Genomic DNA, 21285 nt, shown 5'->3' on the forward strand with positions numbered 1-21285 from the left:
TTGCAATGACTGAGCGCCGTGCCATGACTGCGGTTAATAACAGGGAGAGAGCGTTGATGAAGTGGCTGGGCCGCATCGGGTTTGCTGTGTTGGGGCTTGCCCTGGTTGCGTTTGTCGCTCTCGCCAGTTGGGAGCCGTTCTACGCCAATAAATCCCGGGCGCAGGCGAATGCTCCAGCCTATTCCGCCGAAATAATCCGCGATGAATTCGGCGTACCGCATATTTATGGCAAGACTGATGCCGATGTCGCATACGGCGTGGCGATTGCGCATGCAGAGGATGATTTCTTCACCCTGCAAGATGTCGCGGCAATGGCGAAGGGACGTTACGGCGCGATTGCCGGACAAGACGGCGCGGTGGTCGATTATGTCTACCATCTACTTGACGCGCGCGGCACGGCGGAACGACACTATCCAGAACTGCCAGCGGATACCCGCGCCTTGTTTGAGGCTTACGCAACAGGCCTCAACGATTATGCGCGGCAGAACCCGGAACAGGTCAAACTCGCCAACCTGTTCCCGGTCAATGGGGTAGATATTGCAGCCGGATTTTCGCTGCGCCAGCCATTCTTTTTTGGTTTGAACAACGTCATTCAACCCTTGGTCGAGGGCACCGAACTGCGTCCGGAATTTGGCCCCGACATCCCGGGCTTCCCGCGCGGAGAAGCGGCAGAACAAGACGAGCAGACGCAGCCTGAGCAAGCATCCAGTACCGCATTCCCGTTACCTTGGGGCGAGGACGGCGCTCTGTCCGGTTCAAATGCTTTTGCTGTGACCCCGGCTAAGTCTGGCGGGCCAACGGTTCTTATATCTAATTCGCATCAGCCATGGCGCGGCGGAGTAGCGTGGTATGAACTCGTCGTCGAAAGCGAGGAAGGCTGGCACTATGCTGGTGCGAACTTCCCCGGCTCGCCCTTCCCCTTCCTGGGGCATAATCGCCATCTTGGCTGGACCAATACGGTCAACCGGCCAGACATGGTTGATGTCTATCGATTGGAGACCAACGAGACGCAGACCGAGTACAAGCTCGGCGACGAGTGGCTTCCACTGAAGCGCAAAACCGTCACGCTGCCGGTCAAGGTTGGCCCGGTCGTCCTTCCAATCCAGCGCACGGTGCATCGCAGCGTCCATGGCCCAGTGATTGTCAACGACGATGGCGCCTTCGCGATCCGCTATGGAGGGATCGACAACCTCGATCAGCTTGATGTCTATTATCGCCTCAACAAAGCAACCAATCTGGTTGAATGGGAAGAGCAACTTGCGCGGATGGCGGTGCCCAGCACCAATTTCATTTACGGCGATGAGGAAGGCAACATCGCCTATGTCTATAACGCGGCCCTGCCCAACCGGCAGGCTGGACCGAACTGGCGCGGCATTCTGGATGGTAGCGACCCAGACCTGATCTGGGATGGCCCCGTCGATTACGAGAAACTGCCGCGCTATGTGAATCCGGCAAGCGGCTGGCTGATGAATGCCAATAACCAGCCCTATCGCGCAGCTGGCCCCGGCAGTGATTTGTCGCCTGATGGCTTTGCGCCGGAACTGGGCGTGGAGCTGAAATCTACCAACCGTTCGCGCCGCGCCTGAAGCTGATGAGCGAGGCGGAGACACTTGATCGCGCCACGCTGGAACGGATCAAATATGACACCGCTTACGAACGTGAAGGCTATGTAGCTGATCTGTATGACGCGTTAGAGCAGGATCGCTGGCGGCGTGGCACCAAGGAGCACGACGCCGCGCAACTTTTGCTGTCATGGGATTTCACAGCCGATAATCAGGGGCGCGCCGATGCTATCGCTTTGCTGATGATCCGCGATTTTATGTCAGCGGAGTATCAGAACAAGGCACTTCCCGATGTCGGCGCGATGCTGATTGATGCCCATGATCATCTGATGACCTATTTCGGACGGCTCGACCCACCGATGAGCGAGCTGTTGCGATTGCGCCAAGGCGAGGTCGACCTTCCTCTCGATGGCGGGTCAGACACGCTGCGCGCCTCGACCTTGTGGCATGTGCATGAGGATGGACGATTGGCGGTGCGCCATGGTGACAGTTTCATCCAGTGGGTCGAGTGGGAAGCTGGTAAGCCCGTCAGGTCAGAATCCATCCAGCCCTATGGATCGGCCACTACGCGGGCCGATTCAAAGCATTACGCCGATCAGGCCACGCTGTTTGTCCAACACAAGTTGAAGCCCGTCCATTTCTGGCGCGAAGACGTGGAAGCTAATGCAAAGTCACGGAAATTCGTGACGCATCGCCCCTGATTGCCTATCTAGCGTTTAACACGAGTCCATATATCTACCGGAGAGACCATGAAGTTTCGTCTTATGACCGCCAGCATCACTGCGCTGGCCATTGCGACAGCGACACCTGCATTCGCTGATGACCACACCACCAGCACAAGCGAAAGCGGGGCCATTGCTCCGCTGACCTCCCTGATTGAAGAGGTCAGCATTCCGAACACGAAATTCGTGCTAGACAACGGACTGACAGTGATTGTGCACGAGGATCGCAAGGCACCGATTGTCGGCGTCGCGGTGTGGTACAATGTCGGGTCAAAAGACGAGCCAAAGGGCCAAACCGGCTTTGCGCACTTGTTTGAGCATCTGATGTTCAACGGATCGGAAAACGCGCCGGGTGACTACTTCCAGTATCTTCAGGAAATGGGCGCAACCGACTATAACGGCACGACCAGTTTCGACCGTACCAATTACTTCCAAACTGTTCCGCGCGGCGCATTGGAACAGGCACTGTGGCTCGAAAGCGACCGGATGGGCTATCTGCTTGGCGCGGTTACACGCGAAAAGCTCGATAATCAGCGCGGCGTTGTCCAGAACGAGAAACGTCAGGGCGACAACCAACCGGGCGGTCTGATCTTTTACGAAATTGTCAAAACGCTCTTTCCCAAACCGCACCCCTATGGCCACACGCCGATTGGCTCGATGGCTGATCTTGATGCCGCAACGATGGATGACGTGCGCGCCTGGTTCCGTGACAAATATGGGCCCAACAATGCCACGCTGGTGCTTGCTGGCGATATCTCGGCGGAAGAAGCCCGCCCACTGGTAGAGAAGTATTTCGGGGCCATCGAACGCGGCCCGGTCAACACGCCTGCATCCGCCGAAATCACCGAGCTGTCAGAAGACGTGCGCGCGGTGATGAAAGACCAGGTCGCAGCGACCAATCTGACCCGCTACTGGACCGCTCCCGGTATTCAGAGCCGCGACCTCGTGGCGCTGACTGTTGGTGCCGACATCCTCGGCGGGCTTTCGTCCAGCCGCCTCGACAACATTCTGGTCCGTGATGAGAAGATCGCTGTTGGCGTCAGTGCCGGCAACTTTCCATTTCAGCGCGTGGGCGTTCTGACAGTGGGCGCGACCGTTAAGCCTGGCGTTGATCCGGAAACGGTTGAGGCACGCATGGACGAGATCATCGCTGAGTTCATCGCAGAAGGTCCAACCGAGGATGAGGTACGTCGTGCGGCGACCCGCTCCGTCTCGCAAACGATCCGCGGCCTCGAACAAGTCGGCGGTTTTGGCGGCAAGGCGGTGACGCTCGCGCAGGGTCAGGTTCTTGTTGGCTCGCAAGACTTCTACGCTGATCAGCTTGAAATCCTTGCGACGCTGACACCTGCGGAAGTGCAGGCTGCGATGCAGAAATGGATGACGCGCCCCGCGCTTACCATTCAGTTGGAGCCGGGCGAACGCGAAGACGAGTATGAAGAAGCAGTCTCCGTTGGCGGCGGCGAACCTGCCGAGGCGGAGGCGACTGAGTTCGTCGTAACTAAAGAACGCCCCGCACCGGAAATCTCTGAACTGACCTCGCTCGATTTTCCCGATGTAACCGAAGTCACGCTCTCTAACGGTATCAAGGTCCATTACGCTCAGCGTGATGCGGTGCCTGTGACCCGTGTGACCCTGTCGTTTGACGCAGGCCCGGCTGCTGACCCAATCGACAAGCGCGGATTGGAAGGCTTGGCGCTCGGTCTCTTCGATGAAGGGACCGCCACGCGTTCATCAAAAGACATCGCCGAGGCGACTGAGCGTTTGGGCGCGGTGATCTCCACAGGTGGTGGTCAGGATCGGTCCAGCTTCACGCTCACTTCCTTGTCCGCAAACCTTGCACCATCGCTTGAGTTGATGACGGACATTGTCCGCAACCCGGCATTTGATGAAGGTGAGCTGGAACGTGTCCGCACGCAGACGATTACCGGCATTGAACAGCAAATGCGCACCCCTCGGGGTATCGCTCGCATGACGCTGACGCCGATCCTTTACGGCGAAAGCAACCCCTATGGGGACACGGGCAGCGGCACTGTCGAATCCGTCAGTTCCATTACGCGGGATGATCTGATCGCGTTCAAGGATGCATGGATCCGACCGGACAATGGCACGCTGTTCGTGGTGTCAGACATGGCTCTGAGCGAGTTGACGCCGCAGTTAGAGGCAGCGTTCGGTGCTTGGGAAACTCCGACGGTCGCCAAAGGTACCAAAGACTTTTCCGCAACAGCGGACGCGCCGGACAGCCCGCGCATCATTCTGGTCAACCGGCCCAACTCACCGCAAAGCTATATCTATGGCGGCATGGTGACCGACGCCCGTGCACAGGACCCCGGTATTGTCGATCTGCTCAATGCGAACAATGCGCTTGGTGGCAGCTTTCTCGCCCGGCTCAATATGAACCTTCGCGAGACGAAGGGCTGGAGCTACGGCGTGCGTGGTGGGTTCCAGCAGCGCGAAAATGCCGTGGCCTATCTGGTCCGGGCCCCTGTGCAAGCGGATCGGACAGCCGACTCCCTGACCGAGCTAACGCGCGAGATTGGCACGTTCCTATCCACCAACGGAGTGACCGAAGAAGAGCTGACCCGGATCGTGAACAATGAAATTCGCGAGCTACCCGGACAGTTTGAAACATCGGGCGCAGTGCTCGGCGCGATGCAGAGCAATGCGCGTTATGGCCGCCCAATGAATTATCACGAGACACTGGCCGACAAGTACCGTGGGCAAACAACCGCCAGCCTGGACGCAGCAGCGCGTTCGGCAATCAAGCCCAATCAGTTTACTTGGGTGATTGTCGGCGACGCAGAGCAAGTTGGGCCGCAATTGGAAACCTTGGGCATCGCCTTCGAACAACGCGAGATCAACTGAATTATTGACACAGGTGTAAGTAGCGGCGATGCCGCGCTCAACGCATTTTACCTAGGACTATAACATAGGAGATTATCATGTCTGTAGCAGGTTCATACAACACAACCGTCAAAAGCCCGATGGGCGATCAGAGCGGCACATTCACGGTTGTCGATAATGGCGACGGCACATTCAGCGGTAATATGGCCGGCGGAATGGGCTCAATGGATGTCGAAAATGGCAAGGTCGATGGCAACACACTGACCTGGGACATGAATATGACCGTCCCGATGCCGATGAAGCTGGAATGCGAAGCAACTGTTGAAGGCGACACACTCGCTGGAAACGTAAATGCAGGCGCATTCGGCGCGATGCCACTGACAGGGACTCGCGCCTAACAAAGCTTCCGCCTTTGCATACAGAAAAGCCGCCAGAGTTCGCGCTCCGGCGGCTTTTTCATATCGACATGACGAGCCAAACTAGCGCAAAACGCGGCCTAAAATACCGCCCGCTTTCTCTAACGGATTATTGCGAAACGCGATCTCTTCACTGCCGATGTAGCTAAAGATGCCGTCGAGTGCCCTTTCTGTAACGTGCCCGCCCACGCGATCACTGGTCAGACCGGCCTGCGCAACGAATTCAGAACGTTCGCTCAGATCATCGATTTCGTTGTAAACGCCCAGTTCGCCAAGAGCTGTATCCACCAACGGGCGCAGTTTCCCTAACAGCGTGTCACCCGCGCTCTCCCGCAAATAGCGCGTGCCGCCATCGTTCTGGCGAATGATGCCTGGGGCATCTGATAGCGAAAGCTGGCCGATAGAATCGCGGAATATCGGTTTTGCTTCACCAGCCGCGACGCCAGCAGCATCGTTGATCTTACGCGTCACGCCGCTGAGAAGGCTAAGACCTCCGCCCTCACTGCCGCCACCCAGCAGGCCACCCAATGCTCCGCCTACACCGCCACCAAGCAGCTTGCCGGGTAAGTCGCCGATCAGAGGTAAATCGATGCGGATCGCCTCATCATCATAAAAGGCGTCAGGCTTAGCGAGCTTATCGAGCGCGCTGTCCGATGCGAGCGCCAGAAGATCGGTCAGTCCTTGCGCCTGCGCAGGGCGCGCAAACGCCAGAGAAGTCAAAGCAACGCCCGCACCTGCCAAAAACACGCGTCGTTCGATTGATTTACTAGTCCGCTGCATCACGAGTCTCCCATTCGGTCTTAGAGGGAGTATCTCACGCAGCATGTCGGATTGGCAAATCAACTCTTGTTAAGGTTTGCCCTCAGGCGAGTTTGTCCTTGAGTATCTGGTTCACGACCTGCGGGTTTGCCTTGCCCTGCATCGCCTTCATGGTTTGCCCCACGAAGAAGCCAAACAGCTTGTCTTTCCCGTCCTTGTATTGCTCGACCTTATCCTGGTTATTGGCAAGGATTTCGTCGATGGCTGCCTCAATCGCGCCAGTATCGCTGACCTGTTTCAGGCCCTCTGCCTCGGCGATCTCATCCGGCGCGCGGCCTGTCTTCAGAACGATTTCGAAGATCTCTTTCGCCTGACCGCCGCTAATCTCGCCCGCATCCTGCATTTTGAGGATTGCCGCCTGAGCGGCTGCGGTCGCGTTGGCAGGATTGGCCTCGTCACCCAGCGATTTGATTACGCCGGGAGCGACAGATAGCGCCCAGTTCGCGACTTGTGTGGCGACCTTGGCCTCTGGCTTGCCAAGCGCACTTGCAACTTCGCCCAACAGCGTTTCAAACCGACCAAACGTTTCCACCTCAGCGGTCAACACGCTGGCGTTGTAATCGCTTAGCCCGAGCTCCTCGATATACCGCTTGCGCTTTGCATCAGGCAATTCGGGCAGGGACGCGCGACATTCCTCAAGAAAATCATCTTCCAGTTCAACCGGCAACAAATCGGGGTCTGGGAAATATCGATAATCATGCGCGTCTTCCTTGCTGCGCATGGTGCGGGTTGTGCCGCTCGCGACATCGAACAGGCGCGTTTCCTGATCAACCTTCCCGCCATCCTCGATCAGATCGACCTGACGGTTCGCTTCATATTCGATGACCTGCATCACAAAGCGCACGGAGTTGACGTTCTTTGTCTCAGTCCGCGTCCCCAGCGGATCGCCGGGCTTGCGCACGCTGACATTGACGTCGGCCCGCATCGAACCCTCTTCCATGTTTCCGTCGCAAGATCCCACATAACGCAGGATAGCGCGCAGCTTGCGAACATAGGCGCCTGCCTCTGCGGGGCTGCGCATGTCAGCCTTGGAAACGATTTCCATCAGCGCAACGCCGCAACGGTTCAGGTCGACATAGGACATGGTCGGATGCTGATCATGCATCAGCTTGCCCGCATCCTGCTCCACGTGAATGCGCTCGATCCCGATCACCTTGTCTTCGGGAATACCGCCCTTCTCATCCTTTTCAAGCAGGATCTGACCTTCGCCCACTATGGGGTGGTAAAGCTGCGAAATCTGATAACCCTGCGGCAAATCGGCATAGAAGTAATTCTTGCGGTCGAACCGGCTGTATTTGTTGATCTGCGCCTCAATCGCCATGCCGGTGCGCACGGCCTGACGAATGCATTCTGCATTGGGCACGGGCAGCATGCCGGGCATCGCCGCGTCGATCAGGGAGACGTTGGCATTGGGCTCCGCACCGAACGTTGTCGACGCGCCGCTGAACAGCTTGGCGTTGGACGTGACCTGCGCGTGCACCTCTAGGCCAATTACGACCTCCCACTCACCCGTTGCGCCTTGAATGCGGTAATTACTCATCGTCTTGTGCCTGTTTTTCTACGGGGCGTTTTTTGGTGTCTAGTTTCTTCGTCGTGTCAAAGCGTGCTTCGCCATGCTCGATCGTTTGCGACAGGTAGAATGCGAACCCTGCCAGAGCGATCATCGCCACAGTGAAGATGATGACAAAGAGCATCCTACCACCACTTCTCCGGCGCATGATCGAACCCGGCGCGTTCCTGGATCGCGAGGCCAGCATTGAGCACGCCCTGCTCGTCAAATGGCTTGCCGATCAGTTGCAGGCCCAGCGGCAGGCCATCTTCTGTCAGCATCGCCGGCACGCTCATCGCGGGCAGACCCGCCAGTGAGGCAGGCACCGCAAACACATCGTTCAGATACATGGCCAGTGGATTGTCCGACTGCGCACCGGGCGCAAAAGCCGCCGTTGGTGTGGTCGGCGCAAGGATCGCGTCGCACTCCGCCCAAGCGCTTTCAAAGTCCTGTGCGACCAGCGTGCGGACCTTCTGCGCCTGATTGTAATAGGCGTCGTAGAAGCCCGCGCTCAGCACATACGTGCCGATCAGAATACGGCGCTTTACCTCATCGCCAAAGCCCTCTGCGCGGGTCGCGGCATACATATCCTGCAAGCCTGCACCTTCCGGTAGATCACGAAGGCCGTAGCGCACGCCATCATAGCGCGCGAGGTTGGAAGATGCCTCCGCCGGGGCGATAATGTAATAAGTCGGCAGCGCATATTTGGTGTGCGGCAGGCTGATATCGACGATCTCGGCACCCGCATCGCGCAGCCATTCCTTGCCGCGCTCCCAGCTGGCGAGGATTTCTGCATCCATACCATCCATCGTGTACTCTTTGGGGATGCCGATTTTCTTGCCAGTCAGGTCGCCTGAGAGCTGCTCTCCCCAAGCGGGCACATCCATTTTAAGGCTGGTGGAATCCTTTGGATCAAACCCGGCCATCGCCTCCAGCATGATCGCGCAGTCTTCTACGCTGCGCGCCATCGGCCCAGCCTGATCAAGGCTACTCGCAAAAGCGACCACGCCCCAGCGCGAGCAGCGCCCATAGGTCGGCTTGATGCCGCAAATGCCAGTGAAGGCCGCAGGCTGACGGATTGAGCCGCCCGTGTCCGTGCCGGTCGCAGCCGGTGCAATCCGCGCAGCGACCGCCGCCGAGGAACCGCCGGAAGAACCATGCAGGAACCGTATCGGTATTGCTGCCCGATTTGCGCCATGGTGATGTGACATTACCGAAATAGCTCGTCTCGTTGGACGAGCCCATCGCAAACTCGTCCATATTGAGCTTGCCCAGCATGCCCGCGCCCGCATCCCACAAATTTTGCGAGACCGTACTTTCATATTGCGGCTTGAAGCCTTCGAGGATGTGGCTGGCCGCTGCGCTCTGAACGCCGCGCGTACAGAAGAGATCCTTCATGCCAATCGGCACGCCAGCCATCGGTCCAAGATCCTTGCCATCAGCCCGCGCGCTATCCGCCGCGTCCGCCGCAGCCAGTGCGTGATCAGGTGTCGCGACAATATATGCGTTTAAAGCGCTCGCTGCCTCGACCGCCGCGTTGAAGCTTTCCGCCACTTCGCGCGCCGTGAAATCGCCGCCAGCAACACCGTCGCGAATGGCCTTCACGCCTAGCTGAGTGAAATCAGTCATTATACCACCATCATTCCCGCACAGGCGGGAAACCAGTTGCGTTTATTGTTTCTGGATCCCCCACGGGTGACCGCTACGCGACTCTCGGGAATGCTCGACTGAAATCCTGCGGTTTTCATTCGATCACCTTGGGCACGCCAAAGAAGCCATGTTCGGCAACAGGCGCATTGGCGAGCACATCATCGCGCCGGTCACCGCCGGTTTTGGGATCCGCATTCACTTCATCCGCGCGCAAGCGCAGCTCGTTCGAAATGACGGCGGTCATGGGCTGCACGTCGCTGGTGTCGACCTCGCCCAATTGCTCGACCCATTCGAGGATGTTGTTCAATTCCGGTACCATCCGCTCGAGCTCTTCATCGCCCATTTTCAGACGCGCGAGCGAGGCGATTTTCGCCACCGTTTCTTTATCAACTGACATACTAATTCCGTACCTTTGCAGAATGGCCCCTGCAAGAATGAGGTTACGTGATCGCGAAAATTACTGAGGCGGTCCTTGCGGCGCACCCTCGCCACCCTGCTGCAATTGCATCGCTTGCTGCAATGTTTGCAGGCGGCGTTGGAAATCATCCTCACTCATAAAGTCAACCAACTCAATCTCGAATACGAGGTCGGCATTTGGGGGGATGACGACCTGCCCGGTTTGCGGATCGGTCTGGCCGCTCTCGCCGTACCCCTTTTCTGCCGGGATATTCAGGATATACCTGCCGCCCTTTTTCATTTGCACGGCGCCCTCGCCAAAACCAGGGATCATGCGCGTCAGTGGCAGCGGTGTACCCTCTGGGAAGATACCTTCAACCGGCAAAGGCACAGGCTGCGATTCGTCAAAGACTTCGCCGGTTGATGCAAGACTGCCCTTGTAATTCACAAAGACCACATCGGCTGGGCCAGGGTTCGGTCCAGTCCCTTCTTGTACGACATCAACCGTCAGGCCCTTCGGCATACTGAGCCAAGCCAGCCCCGCGCCAATCACGACAGCGACAATGACGCCCAACCAAAGTTTGGTCAGCGAACCTTTGGCGATTGGTTGGAGAGGGACACGAGTGACTTCAGTCATAAATCAGTTCCTGCACTAACTTTCTGTATGTGGAGAGCGCCTTGCTGCAAGCCCACAAAAATACGTCCCTGAAATGCAAAGGGGCGCGGAAAATTCCACGCCCCCATGGCTTAGCTTTGAAGGCTTAGCAATAGCCCGTGAACCAATGCGATCACTTGATCCCGTCACGCTCCATGCGCTTACGCTCGAGCTTGCGAGCACGGCGAACAGCGGCAGCCTTTTCGCGAGCGCGCTTTTCGCTGGGCTTTTCGTAATGACGACGCAGTTTCATTTCGCGGTAGACGCCTTCGCGCTGCAGCTTCTTCTTAAGCGCGCGCAGAGCCTGATCTACATTATTATCGCGAACCATGATTTGCATACAGTATTACCTCATTCCAACGAGACCTATCCCGCATCAACACGGGTGCGTCTCATCATAAATTGCCAGTTTTCGTCAGAAAGAATCTCAGCCCATTGGCCGGTCGCCTAAACAACGAAGAGTGCGCCGAATCCCTCACGGGTCGGCTTTCGTGACGCGCCAATAGGTCAACGCGCGGAAAATTGCAACCATTCTTAGCCTGCTTCTGCTCCTTCCAACATGGCGAGCTTGTCGCTAAGATAAGACCATGTCTTCGCTCTCCCCGCTCGCCGCTACACTGCATGTCGCCATTGGCGGTGCCTTTGGCGCTGCATTGCGGTATCAACTCGGCCGCGCCATGACCTCTTACATGGGGTCGCAAACGGTTATGGCATTCCCGTTCCCCACATTGGCAGTAAACACGATCGGCAGCCTCTTGATCGGTTTGCTCGCAGGTTGGCTCGCGCGCCATGGCGGGGGCAGTGACCAATTGCGGCTTTTGCTGGGCGTTGGGTTGCTTGGCGGATTTACTACATTCAGCGCCTTTAGTCTGGAAGTGGTCATGATGATTGAGCGCGGGCAGTTCCTGTTCGCGGGCCTTTATGGGATACTTTCAGTGTGCCTGGGTATCACCGGATTCATGGTGGGCATTGGCATTATGCGAACGCTCTCATAAGGGCGGCTGACATGACACAAAAAAATTCCAACGATGATAATGTGCGTCAGTTTACCGTCGGCCCGGATGACAATGGCATCCGCGTGGACCGCTGGTTTAAGAGGAATCTGCCCCAGGTCGGCTTTGGCACAGTCAGTCGCTGGGCGCGGACGGGTCAGCTGCGGGTCGATGGCAAGCGTGCCAAACCAGAGGACCGCTTGGAAACGGGGCAGGTGCTGCGTGTGCCACCGGGCGGCAATGATGCGCAGCGTGGGCCAAAACCTCGTAAGCCCTTGACTGAAGAGGAAATCGCGCAAGCACATGCGATGGTCATCAAGCAGACTGAGTCGGCCATCGTACTTAATAAGCCACCCGGTCTAGCCACACAGGGAGGTACAAAAACCACTAAGCATGTCGATGGCCTGCTTGATGCTTTTGTTGATGGCGAAGAAGATCCGCGCCCTCGCCTCGTTCACCGGCTCGATAAAGACACCAGCGGCGTTCTGCTGATCGCGCGGACGCCGGGCAGTGCCGCGACATTTTCGCGCAAATTTTCCGGGCGCAGTGCCAAGAAGATTTACTGGGCGCTGGTCGTCGGTGTGCCCGATGTGCGCGAAGGGACCATTGACGCGCCGCTGGCGAAACAACCGGGCACTGGCGGCGAGAAAATGCATGTTGATCTGGAGAATGGTCAGCCTGCCAAAACCCGGTATCGCGTCGTCGAAACGGCGGGGCAAAAGGCGGCGTGGCTGGAACTGCAACCTCTAACCGGGCGCACTCACCAACTGCGCGTGCATTGTGAGGCGATGGGCCATCCGATTGTAGGTGACGGAAAGTATGGTGGGCAGGACGCGTTTCTGACCGGCAGCATCAGCCGCAAAATGCACCTGCATGCGCGCCGCCTGATTATCGATGGCGGAGATGGTAAAAAGATCGACGCAGTTGCGGAACTCCCCGAACATTTTGCAGGATCGATGGAGCAGCTCGGCTTTGACATGAGCCTTGGCGTTGCCGAGCCGATGCGCGATGATCCGCCCGAACGCAGCCGTGCAGAAAAGAAACAGGCTGCCCGCGCCCATGCCAAGCAATATCGCAAAAGCCGCAAAGGCGAACGGCGCAGCAGGACCAAAGGTCCACCGAAGAAATCAGGCGGCGGACCTTCGAAAGGCAACGCACGAAGTGCTCCGCGATCATCGAAGGCGAAACGCAAGTGACCCGCCTCGCGGTATTTGATTGCGATGGCACGCTGGTCGATGGGCAGGCATCAATCTGCGAGGCGATGGAGGCGGGTTTTGGAGCAGCTGATCTGCCCATCCCCGACCGGAACCAAATCCGGCGGATCGTCGGCCTAAGCCTACCCATGGCTTTGTCCGAACTCGCGCCCGAAGCGAGCGAAGAGCAACGCGCTCTCGCAGTCGATGCCTATAAAGAGAACTTCTTCACTGCCCGCAATGAAGGCCGCGTCGAAGAACCGCTTTACGACGGTATGAAGCAGCTGTTGTACGCGTTGCGCGATGACGGCTGGCAGCTGGCCGTTGCGACGGGCAAAAGTGATCGGGGATTGACCGCAGTGCTCGCAGCGCACGGCATCACCGACCTGTTTGTCAGCCTGCAAACCGCCGACCGCCACCCGTCGAAACCTGATCCCACTATGCTGGCCGCGGCAATGTTTGAAGCAAGCGCGATGCCAAGCGACACGGTGATGATCGGCGACACCACTTTCGATATCCATATGGGGCGCGCGGCAAGCGTAAGATGCGTGGGCGTGGCATGGGGTTACCACGAGCCAGAAGAGCTGACCGAAGCCGGGGCGGAGGCCGTCGCTGATACGATGACAGAACTGGAGGTATTGCTGCGTGGCTGATCCAAACAGGCCACAATCAGGCGATCCGACCGCAGCGCGTCATGCCATTTTAACGCTGTTACGCTTTGTCAGCGTCGGGGCGGTGATGCTTGGCATCGCGATCACCTATGGCGCGATTGATGCTCCATTACCATTGGGGTTTGTGCTCGCATTTGGCGGGATGGGCATGTTCTTTTTCGGCGTGCGTCGGCTCGCACGACGTTGGAAAAGCGAAGATTCTGCACCTCTGCCGGACGACAGCGCAAACCCATGAAACGTTTCTATTCGAAAGTCAGCGTCAGCGAGGCTGCTGGTGGCTGGCAGGTGATGCTCGATGATCGTGCGCTTGAAACGCAGGGGGGCAAACCGCAGATCGTGCCAAGCGAAGCGCAGGCTCAGATGTTGGCGCACGAATGGGATGATCAGCCTGCAAAGATCGACCCGACGTTGTTCAAGGCGCGGGACCTCGCGGACTATGCCTTGGATGTGATCGCCACTGACCCAGCAAGCGTCGCGGACAAGTTGGTGGCATACGCCGATACCGACACGCTGTGTTATCGCGCAGACCCGGATGAACCGCTTTTTGCACGCCAGAACGAGGTTTGGGAGCCATTGCTGCGAGCCTTTGAAGCACGCGAGGAGGTGGTGATTCAGCGGATCAGCGGCGTGATCCATAGTCCGCAAAGCCAGGAAACGCTGGACAAATTGCGCGAGCGTTTGGCTGCGCTCAATCCATTCGCGCTGGCAGCGTTGGAGGTGATGACGTCACTCTCTGCATCGCTTTGCATCGGCTTGAATGCGCTGGAAGCGGATGCGGATGGTGAAAAGTTATGGGATGCCGCCAATCTTGAGGAAGATTGGCAGGCGGAACTGTGGGGCCGCGATGCTGAGGCAGAAGCCCGCCGCGCGAAGCGTAAGGGTGATTTTACGTTTGCCGCCGAATTCGCCAAGACGGTGAAAAACTGAAACCATCTGCTAAACAGCTTTTGAAAGCGGCGGATAGGATAAGAGCCGATCCGCAGAAGACACAAAAAAGGGGGCCCCAAGGCCCCCTTACGTGCTTTTGGTCAATTTAAGCCGCAATCAACGCAGCCAGTCCCAAAAATTCCACATAGCAACCTCCTGTTTTGGTTAACAGCAGGTATTACATGTCCTCAAGGAAATGTAAAGGATTTCTCCTAACTCATTTTTAACCATCCAAACTCATTGTTTTCAAAGGAATTTAGGTCGAAAAACGGTTTTCCGAACAGATATCCTTGGGCGAAATCGCAGCCCATCGACTCGAGAATCGTTAAGGTTTCCTGATCCTCAACCCCCTCACAAATGACCCGTACGCCAAGTTGACGGTACGAGATTGATAGTATTCTGGATAATCGCTCGCGACTTTTCACTGGTTGTGGCCGTCGCGGTGAATAGTCGATCAATTTTCAGTTCAGTAAATGGCAGGCGATAAAAGCTTTCAAGTCCGGCGCTTCCCGTGCCAAAATCATCAAGCGACAAGCCAACTCCGAGGTTGGACAAGGCTGACAACACCGCGAAAGCCGTCTTATGGTCATGCACCCTGGCAGTCTCAGTAATTTCAAGAACCAGGCGATCTGCGGCGAAGCCTGTGTCTTCCAAAACTTGTGCGACGAGTTCTGTCAGCCATGTATCGGCAAGCAGCGTGGCAGACACGTTAATCGATAGCCATGCGTCCGTTTGCATTGCAGTAGAAGCCTGAAACTTTGCGATGCATTCGCGCAGCATAAATTGCTGCAGCTTCTCCATCCGCCCTGCCTGCTCGCACTGCTCGACGAAATAGGACGGGCTGATGAAACCACGCTCGCTATCATTCCAGCGCACGAGGCCTTCGAAGCCCACAATGCTACCTTCGCGGATATCGACCTGCGGTTGGAAAACGGGGAAAATCTCGTCAGACTCGAGCGCCGCGTCAATCTTGGATTGGAGCGACACGCGCCATTCCTCATCCGTCGTATTTGGCTCATCACCAAAGATGATCGGCTGTGCTGATAGCGAAGTTTTGTCGGTAAGAGCCTCTGCAAGACTTATTCGACGGTGCGCCTCACCGATGAAATTGAAATCTGCCCCAAAGGTGATCGAGATATCAATCGGCTTGTCATTGAGGCGCAACGGATTCTTGAAGATCGCCAGCAACGCTACGAGATGCGAGCGCATGGTCTCTTGAGACTCAAACTCCTGCAACCACAACAGACGGTCACTGGAGTTCGAGTATACCGTCAGATCGCTATCGCCCACACGCAAACGCTTAACGATCCCATCAAAATATTCAGCTTTCGCAGACGACGGAAGTGTCGCCATAACTTCCGAGAAGTTATGAATTTTGGCAGCTATCAGGACCATTCGTGAGGTGTCCGGTGAACTAGCGATATCACGCTCTAACCGCTGAAGAGTGGGCAGGCCGGTCTCTTCTGACTCAAGCGTGATCTCGGAACGCCAACGATAGAACAGGCACCGCAAAGCATAGATTCCAAGGCACAGCAGCCCGGGAGCCACACTGGTTCGGTAAGGCAAAGTAACTGGCGCCAGTAGGACTGTTACGGTACCGCAACCGACACAACAGCGTACGATGCGCGACGCATCCGGCCTCCGATCAATATGCCAAGCAACAGAACAGAAACGCAAAAACCAAGAAATGGTAGGTAGTCAAAGCCAGGTCTACCGATCAGTTTGAAGCCGCCGTTCTTTTGAGTTTCTGCAGCGAACACCGCAACATAGCTCTTTGGCGCCGCGCGTGAACCAGGCAAATCGATCGACGCGCGCGATCCAGCTGCAGAGTAGCCGAAGACGAAGGTTCGCCCCTTTATCAGTGTCGCGAGTGGCGACGCATCAGAAATATGCTCAAGCTGGATCACTTCGATATCGCGAGCATTGAAGCGATAGTCGATTTCTATGTCCGATAACGCACGGCCAGTTGATTGCGCCAAGCTTCCTGCGAAGGTTGTGTAACCAACCCCACCCTCTTCTGCCATTGTAGGTACACGCCAAATCAGTCCACGGAACCCCGGTTCCTCGTGGGCGATAACCCGGTTAGCCTTTCCGATCAGGTGCAACTCAGGGAAGATAACCTTCTGAGTATTGCGATCATCAAACAACCGCCCGACGACAAACAGATTATCAACTTCTTCGATTGTCTCTCGAAACCTCTCAGACCCGTTTGCATCGGTGGCGTCGGACCCTGCCAAATCTAGGTAGATTGAAGTGGCTCCCAGCTCTTCCAAGCGCACGATTGAATAGCGAAGCTGTTCCAAATCTGACGGTTCGCTGAGCGCGGTGTCAGGCACCTCAACATAGACGATATCGCCTGATGTTTCTTGGTGTCCAAGTTTGGCTTGAATAGTCCAAAAAACTACGTCAATCGGGTATAGCAAATTCGGCAGCGAGATGAGCACTGTCACAACAGCCGCGATCGCCAGGTAGCGAACACGGCGCAGTACGTCTCTATCCCCAAACTTTAGCCGCATAAAACCCATTCAACGCTGCAGTGGTGTGTGATCCATCGCAGAACGCGGCTAAATAATGGTTAACAGAGCCCTTGCAGCCACCCTTAACCCGGGGTTGGAGCCGATTTCAGATTATGGTCAGATAACCGAGCAGAGATAGGCTTTGGCGCGCAAACCACCGAGAATTTCCCGCATGGTGCCGTCATCAAATCCTTCGCCATCAATGTTCAGTCGATAAATGCCCGACGCAAACGTCATGCTGCGCAGACTAGCAATGTCATGAACCGCAGCAGTGACGCAGCCTAGGCGACTGCCCAGCTCAAGGGCGCGGTTTACACCCTGGGTTACACATAAAGTGCCAGTAAAATTCTGCTGCGCAAGCGGGCGCGCGACCCAGTATCCCGCAGTCGCCGAGCCGACGAAGTCTTGCCGCACGAATTCCCCAGTGTCTGGATCGAGAAAGTGTCGCTCAACGCCGGCAACCGTCTGACCTTCGTCAATGTCGCTAAAGAACGGGAAAACGACGGCGGGAAGGCTGCTGATGCTCGGTGCGCCAGCGGGACGACTGGAAAGATTGAATCTCAGCAAGTCCTTTGCAGGATCGAGTCCCAATTTGGCGCAATAAGGCCCAGCGAGAGTCCGCTCGGCAGGCCTGGAATTGTCCCATAACTCGATTGCTGTTGCCGCCACGCGCCACGCGCCTCCTTGTAACGAAGGTCATATCAGTTGCGTGTTAAAACCGAGTAAGTTCTCGACTAACGACTTAACCAGTCGGCGATTTGTCCTGCCACGTCGTTCGCGCCCTCGTTCAAAGCGCGCCCGACGGGCGCCACTTCTGCGGCAACGGCCGGTACAATCGCCTCAAACCGCTGGGTTTCGACCGCGCCGCCAGCTGTACTCCGCGTCATATCAATGCGCACGACCACAGAGCTGCTGCGTGCGTCGTATCCGAATTCACGAACGGTACCGCGCAGGCGGGTGTTGGCTGCGACACCGGGATCATCGCCATCAATGACCACCCGACCAGAGCGGGTACGCACCGTTTCCGCAATCAAGCGACGCAACAAACGCGCAGGCTTTTCCACCCACACCGCATCTTTCAGATACGCAACTTCGCTATCGCTCACTTGTACGGGGACGCGGACAACGTTCAGCCGTTGCGGCGCTTCAAACGGGATCAGAGCAATCGCTTCACCTTTGGCTGCGCTCGCCCCTGCACCGGCAGGAACACTGTTCGCAGGCGTGAGCGTCAACAGACTGGGCGGCGGATCTTCACCAAAGCTGACACATCCAGCAAGGACAGCTAAAGGGGCAATCGCCAGCAGGCGCGAGCTGATATTCATGGGAGACCTCATGGCTCATATTCCGGCAGGGTGTTTCCGCCAATCAGTGCGCCAGCCCCTTCATTCTCGATCTTCTCCGTGACCGTACGAAGCGCTTTGCTGGTTGCACGCAAATCCTGCAGCGTTGCTTCGGCTGCTGGCAGCGTGCTTTCCGTCAACTGACGCGCAGCCGGCCTGGCATCCTGTAGTGTTTGATCCAGAGCCTGCGCGGCTCCGCTTGCCGAGTCCAGTGTTTCTCGCAATTGCTGCGCCAGCTGCGCACCTTCCTGATTGATCAGTGCGTCGGTTGATTGCGTTGCTTTTTCAAATGCGTCCAAAGCCTCACCCGCCTCTTTCAGGGTGGTTTGCAACTCGCCCATAATGGCTTCCATTTGCGGGGACGCCTGCGCCAAATCAGCAGAAATGCGGTTGGTGTTGGCCAAGATACCCGACAACTGCTCCTGGTTCTCGTCCGACAGGACCTGTGTGAGACGCTCAGTCAGCGTGGCAAGCCGCTCCAACAAAAGCGGCGCGTTCGCCAGGATTTCGCCAAAGCCTCCCTTTTCAGGAGGGATTACAGGCACGCCTTCGGTGCAAGCGGTCGTCTCACAGGTGATGGGTGGCTGCCCACTGCGCGCACCATCGAGCAGGATGGTCGATACACCCGTAAAAGAGCTTTGAATCGTCGCTGTGGTGCCCACCAGAATCGGTACATCGCCCTGAACCTTGATCCTCACACGCACGAACTCAGGATCTTTCTCCCACAGACGGATTTGATCAACCTGGCCCACGGGGACGCCTGCAAACGACACCTGTGACCCATTGGCCAACCCAGAAACCGATTGCTGGAAAAAGATGTCATATTCTTGCTGGTTGGAATTTCCCAGTCGCGCGATCCAGACAATGAATGCCGCGAGGGCAGCAAGCAGCAACAAAGTGACTGCCCCCACCCAGACGTGATTTGCCCGCGTTTCCATCAGCTACCCTCTATCCTCGTCTTGTTGCGCTTTGTCCAACGCTTTGAGCGTTTTGGCGATGTCCGGATCATCATCACGCTGGCGCAACTCGTCGAGTGCCTGCGCCGTCAATGCGGCACGGCCTCGTGGTCCGCAGAAATATTCCTGAATCCAGGGATGATCGCGCTGCATCAGATTAGGCACGGTATCGACCGCGATAACCTGCTTGTCTGCCAGCACCGCAACCCGGTCGCAAATCTCGTGCAAGGTATCGAGATCGTGCGTAATCAAAAACACAGTGAGCCCCAGCGTTTCTTTCAGCTCGCGCGTGAGGTCGTCGAAAGCAGCCGCACCAATCGGGTCAAGACCCGCCGTCGGTTCGTCAAGAAACAACAGCTCCGGATCGAGCGCCAGTGCACGCGCCAAGCCTGCACGCTTACGCATCCCGCCCGAAAGCTCCGATGGATATTTATTGACTGCCTCTTCTGGCAGGCCGGACAGACGCACTTTGTATCGCGCGATATCGTGGCGCAAGCCCGCAGAGAGTTCTGGATAGAACTTCTTGAGCGGGACCTCGACATTTTCGCCAACGGTGAGCGTAGAAAACAGCGCCCCGCCCTGAAACAGCACACCCCAGCGATCGCGCACGCCCAGCACTTCATCGGGTTCGGCATCAGTTATTGAGCGACCAAAAACGTCGATATTGCCCTCGGTTGGAATTTGCAGGCCAATGATGGAACGCATCAGCACTGATTTGCCAGTGCCCGATCCGCCGACCACGCCTAGGATTTCGCCGCGCCTGACCTTCAAATCGAGATCGTCATGGACAGTCTGTTCGCCAAAACGATTGACGAGCCCATCAACAACAATGGGGTATTCGCCACGAAAACGCTCGTGGCGGTACGGGCAAACCGTTGCCGGGTTTCTCTTCGCCTTGTGCCATCAGCCCCACCCAATCTCGGTGAAGAACACCGCGAAGAACGCATCAAGCACGATGACCGCAAAGATTGCAGTGACCACAGCCATCGTGGTCCGCAGGCCAACTTCTTCCGAGTTACCCTTCACCTGCATCCCATGGTAACAGCCCGCAAGCGCCACGATCAGGCCAAAGAATGGCGCCTTTATCAGGCCGACCCAAACGTCATAAATCGGCACAACATCCTGAACACGCTCTAGAAAATTCCAAAACGGAATACCCAGCGCGAGGTCAGAAACCACCGCACCGCCGACTATGGCGACCACCGCCGCGTAGAAGCCCAATAACGGCATCATCAAAACCGAGGCGAGGATGCGCGGGATCACAAGCCGTTCCATCGGTGAGATGCCAATCGTGCGCATGGCATCGATTTCCTCAGTCAGTCGCATGGTGCCAATTTGCGCCGCAAAGGCAGAGCCTGAGCGGCCTGCGACCATGATTGCCGTCATCAACACACCAAGTTCGCGCAGGGTGATCCGGCCCACCAGATTGACGGTCAGGGTTTCTGCACCGAATTGCGCGAGCTGCACCGCGCCCTGCTGCGCGATCACAATCCCGATGAGGAAACTCATCAGGCCGACAATCGGCAGTGCAGACACCCCGACCAGCTCCATCTGACGCACAAGAGCCTTGCCCGGAAAAGTACTGGGGTTGCGGATCAGCCGCCCTGCCGCGAACATGATCGCACCGAGGAAGCCTACCGTACCGCGTACGCCATCACCGGCATTGTAGACTTTTTCACCAATGCTGCCGGTAACCCGCTTGGTCAGATCATCGCGAGGCGCGGCAATCTCTGTATCAAAGCCGACGCCCCGCACGGCATGGATCAGCCGCTCGGCGCGCTCGCTCGCTCCTGTGATTTCCGCTTCATGACGTCCAGCAAGGCATACCGTCATCCAAGCGCCAGCAGTATCAATCTCGCTTACGTCGGACAGGTCCACCACGGTGATCTGTTCATCAATCTCGTAAAGCGGTTTCTCAGCGAAACCAATCGTCGAGACCAGATAGGGGCCGCTAAGTGAAAGGGTCGTGCCCCCTTCATCATTCTGCTCGGTCGCGAATTCGGCCACCCTGTCCATGGCTTAGACCTATGCTAGCAAAACTGCGCAGTCACAAGCGCGAAGTCGAGAAGTTGTGTTGCAC

Annotated in this window: 23 protein-coding genes and 1 pseudogene; 9 read left to right on the forward strand and 15 right to left on the reverse strand. The window is 57.0% G+C overall.

Annotation, left to right across the window (positions count from 1 at the left end; genetic code table 11):
- Positions 1–5: 5 nt before the first annotated feature.
- From ACZ1GM_RS13130 to ACZ1GM_RS13145, 4 genes are all read left to right on the forward strand, one after another.
- Positions 6–1586, forward strand: a complete 1581-nt coding sequence (locus ACZ1GM_RS13130; protein WP_472676845.1) for a penicillin acylase family protein — start codon at positions 6–8, stop codon at positions 1584–1586.
- A 5-nt stretch (positions 1587–1591) separates the two neighbouring features.
- A complete protein-coding gene (locus ACZ1GM_RS13135) occupies positions 1592–2263 on the forward strand; it encodes a penicillin acylase family protein (RefSeq protein ID WP_472676846.1) in 672 nt (223 codons plus the stop codon).
- A 48-nt stretch (positions 2264–2311) separates the two neighbouring features.
- Positions 2312–5146 (forward strand): M16 family metallopeptidase, encoded by a 2835-nt coding sequence (locus ACZ1GM_RS13140; protein WP_472676847.1) that lies wholly within the window; start codon positions 2312–2314, stop codon positions 5144–5146.
- A gap of 77 nt (positions 5147–5223) precedes the next feature.
- Complete coding sequence (locus ACZ1GM_RS13145) at positions 5224–5523, forward strand: hypothetical protein (RefSeq protein ID WP_472676848.1); 300 nt, start codon at positions 5224–5226, stop codon at positions 5521–5523.
- Positions 5524–5604: 81 nt separating this feature from the next.
- Here ACZ1GM_RS13145 and ACZ1GM_RS13150 read toward each other — a convergent pair whose 3' ends face one another.
- The 7 genes and pseudogenes from ACZ1GM_RS13150 to rpsU form a co-directional block, all read right to left on the reverse strand.
- Positions 5605–6321, reverse strand: coding sequence for a DUF4197 domain-containing protein (locus ACZ1GM_RS13150; protein WP_472676849.1), 717 nt, complete (start codon positions 6319–6321; stop codon positions 5605–5607).
- 82 nt (positions 6322–6403) lie between these two features.
- Positions 6404–7900 carry an Asp-tRNA(Asn)/Glu-tRNA(Gln) amidotransferase subunit GatB gene (gatB, locus tag ACZ1GM_RS13155; protein WP_472676850.1) on the reverse strand — a complete coding sequence of 499 codons (1497 nt, stop codon included), beginning with the start codon at positions 7898–7900 and terminating at the stop codon, positions 6404–6406.
- Entirely contained in the window at positions 7893–8054 is a 162-nt protein-coding gene (locus tag ACZ1GM_RS13160; RefSeq protein ID WP_472676852.1) for a hypothetical protein, read from the reverse strand. Before ACZ1GM_RS13160 ends, gatB begins: the two co-directional genes overlap by 8 nt.
- A 1-nt stretch (position 8055) precedes the next feature.
- Positions 8056–9538 (reverse strand): annotated as a pseudogene (gene gatA / locus ACZ1GM_RS13165) (Asp-tRNA(Asn)/Glu-tRNA(Gln) amidotransferase subunit GatA).
- Positions 9539–9653: 115 nt separating this feature from the next.
- Positions 9654–9956 (reverse strand): Asp-tRNA(Asn)/Glu-tRNA(Gln) amidotransferase subunit GatC, encoded by a 303-nt coding sequence (gene gatC, locus ACZ1GM_RS13170; protein ID WP_472676853.1) that lies wholly within the window; start codon positions 9954–9956, stop codon positions 9654–9656.
- A 60-nt stretch (positions 9957–10016) separates the two neighbouring features.
- Positions 10017–10592 carry an FKBP-type peptidyl-prolyl cis-trans isomerase gene (locus ACZ1GM_RS13175; protein WP_472676854.1) on the reverse strand — a complete coding sequence of 192 codons (576 nt, stop codon included), beginning with the start codon at positions 10590–10592 and terminating at the stop codon, positions 10017–10019.
- A 151-nt stretch (positions 10593–10743) separates the two neighbouring features.
- Complete coding sequence (gene rpsU / locus ACZ1GM_RS13180; protein ID WP_006834591.1) at positions 10744–10950, reverse strand: 30S ribosomal protein S21; 207 nt, start codon at positions 10948–10950, stop codon at positions 10744–10746.
- A 247-nt stretch (positions 10951–11197) separates the two neighbouring features.
- On the opposite strand from rpsU, the gene crcB reads away from it, so the two are divergent.
- From crcB to ACZ1GM_RS13205, 5 genes are read left to right on the forward strand one after another with little or no spacing between them, the layout of a single operon-like run.
- Entirely contained in the window at positions 11198–11605 is a 408-nt protein-coding gene (gene crcB, locus ACZ1GM_RS13185) for a fluoride efflux transporter CrcB (RefSeq protein WP_472676855.1), read from the forward strand.
- A gap of 11 nt (positions 11606–11616) precedes the next feature.
- Positions 11617–12798, forward strand: a complete 1182-nt coding sequence (locus ACZ1GM_RS13190; protein WP_472676856.1) for an RluA family pseudouridine synthase — start codon at positions 11617–11619, stop codon at positions 12796–12798.
- Positions 12795–13448, forward strand: coding sequence for an HAD-IA family hydrolase (locus ACZ1GM_RS13195; protein WP_472676857.1), 654 nt, complete (start codon positions 12795–12797; stop codon positions 13446–13448). Before ACZ1GM_RS13190 ends, ACZ1GM_RS13195 begins: the two co-directional genes overlap by 4 nt.
- Positions 13441–13701 carry a hypothetical protein gene (locus ACZ1GM_RS13200; RefSeq protein ID WP_472676858.1) on the forward strand — a complete coding sequence of 87 codons (261 nt, stop codon included), beginning with the start codon at positions 13441–13443 and terminating at the stop codon, positions 13699–13701. Before ACZ1GM_RS13195 ends, ACZ1GM_RS13200 begins: the two co-directional genes overlap by 8 nt.
- The gene (locus tag ACZ1GM_RS13205; RefSeq protein ID WP_472676859.1) at positions 13698–14393 is read left to right on the forward strand and encodes an ATP12 family chaperone protein; all 696 of its coding nucleotides are present in this window, start codon (positions 13698–13700) and stop codon (positions 14391–14393) included. The genes ACZ1GM_RS13200 and ACZ1GM_RS13205 overlap by 4 nt, the downstream gene beginning before the upstream one ends.
- A 212-nt stretch (positions 14394–14605) precedes the next feature.
- On the opposite strand, the gene ACZ1GM_RS13210 is transcribed toward ACZ1GM_RS13205, so the two are convergent.
- The 8 genes from ACZ1GM_RS13210 to ACZ1GM_RS13245 all read right to left on the reverse strand — a co-directional run bounded on the left by ACZ1GM_RS13210 (position 14606) and on the right by ACZ1GM_RS13245 (position 21221).
- Positions 14606–14818: an EAL domain-containing protein gene (locus ACZ1GM_RS13210; RefSeq protein WP_472676860.1), complete on the reverse strand. Its 213-nt coding sequence runs from the start codon at positions 14816–14818 to the stop codon at positions 14606–14608.
- Complete coding sequence (locus ACZ1GM_RS13215) at positions 14745–15746, reverse strand: EAL domain-containing protein (RefSeq protein WP_472676861.1); 1002 nt, start codon at positions 15744–15746, stop codon at positions 14745–14747. Before ACZ1GM_RS13215 ends, ACZ1GM_RS13210 begins: the two co-directional genes overlap by 74 nt.
- A 236-nt stretch (positions 15747–15982) precedes the next feature.
- Positions 15983–16918, reverse strand: coding sequence for a CHASE2 domain-containing protein (locus ACZ1GM_RS13220; protein WP_472676862.1), 936 nt, complete (start codon positions 16916–16918; stop codon positions 15983–15985).
- A 108-nt stretch (positions 16919–17026) separates the two neighbouring features.
- Positions 17027–17578 (reverse strand): DUF7146 domain-containing protein, encoded by a 552-nt coding sequence (locus tag ACZ1GM_RS13225; protein ID WP_472676863.1) that lies wholly within the window; start codon positions 17576–17578, stop codon positions 17027–17029.
- A 65-nt stretch (positions 17579–17643) separates the two neighbouring features.
- Positions 17644–18231: an ABC-type transport auxiliary lipoprotein family protein gene (locus tag ACZ1GM_RS13230; protein ID WP_472676864.1), complete on the reverse strand. Its 588-nt coding sequence runs from the start codon at positions 18229–18231 to the stop codon at positions 17644–17646.
- Between the two features lie 8 nt (positions 18232–18239).
- Positions 18240–19187, reverse strand: a complete 948-nt coding sequence (locus ACZ1GM_RS13235) for an MlaD family protein (protein ID WP_472676865.1) — start codon at positions 19185–19187, stop codon at positions 18240–18242.
- Between the two features lie 3 nt (positions 19188–19190).
- A complete protein-coding gene (locus tag ACZ1GM_RS13240) occupies positions 19191–20036 on the reverse strand; it encodes an ABC transporter ATP-binding protein (protein ID WP_472678576.1) in 846 nt (281 codons plus the stop codon).
- Between the two features lie 72 nt (positions 20037–20108).
- Positions 20109–21221 carry an ABC transporter permease gene (locus ACZ1GM_RS13245; protein WP_472676866.1) on the reverse strand — a complete coding sequence of 371 codons (1113 nt, stop codon included), beginning with the start codon at positions 21219–21221 and terminating at the stop codon, positions 20109–20111.
- Positions 21222–21285 lie beyond the last annotated feature (64 nt).

Source organism: Qipengyuania sp. JB2-7 (assembly GCF_055693485.1).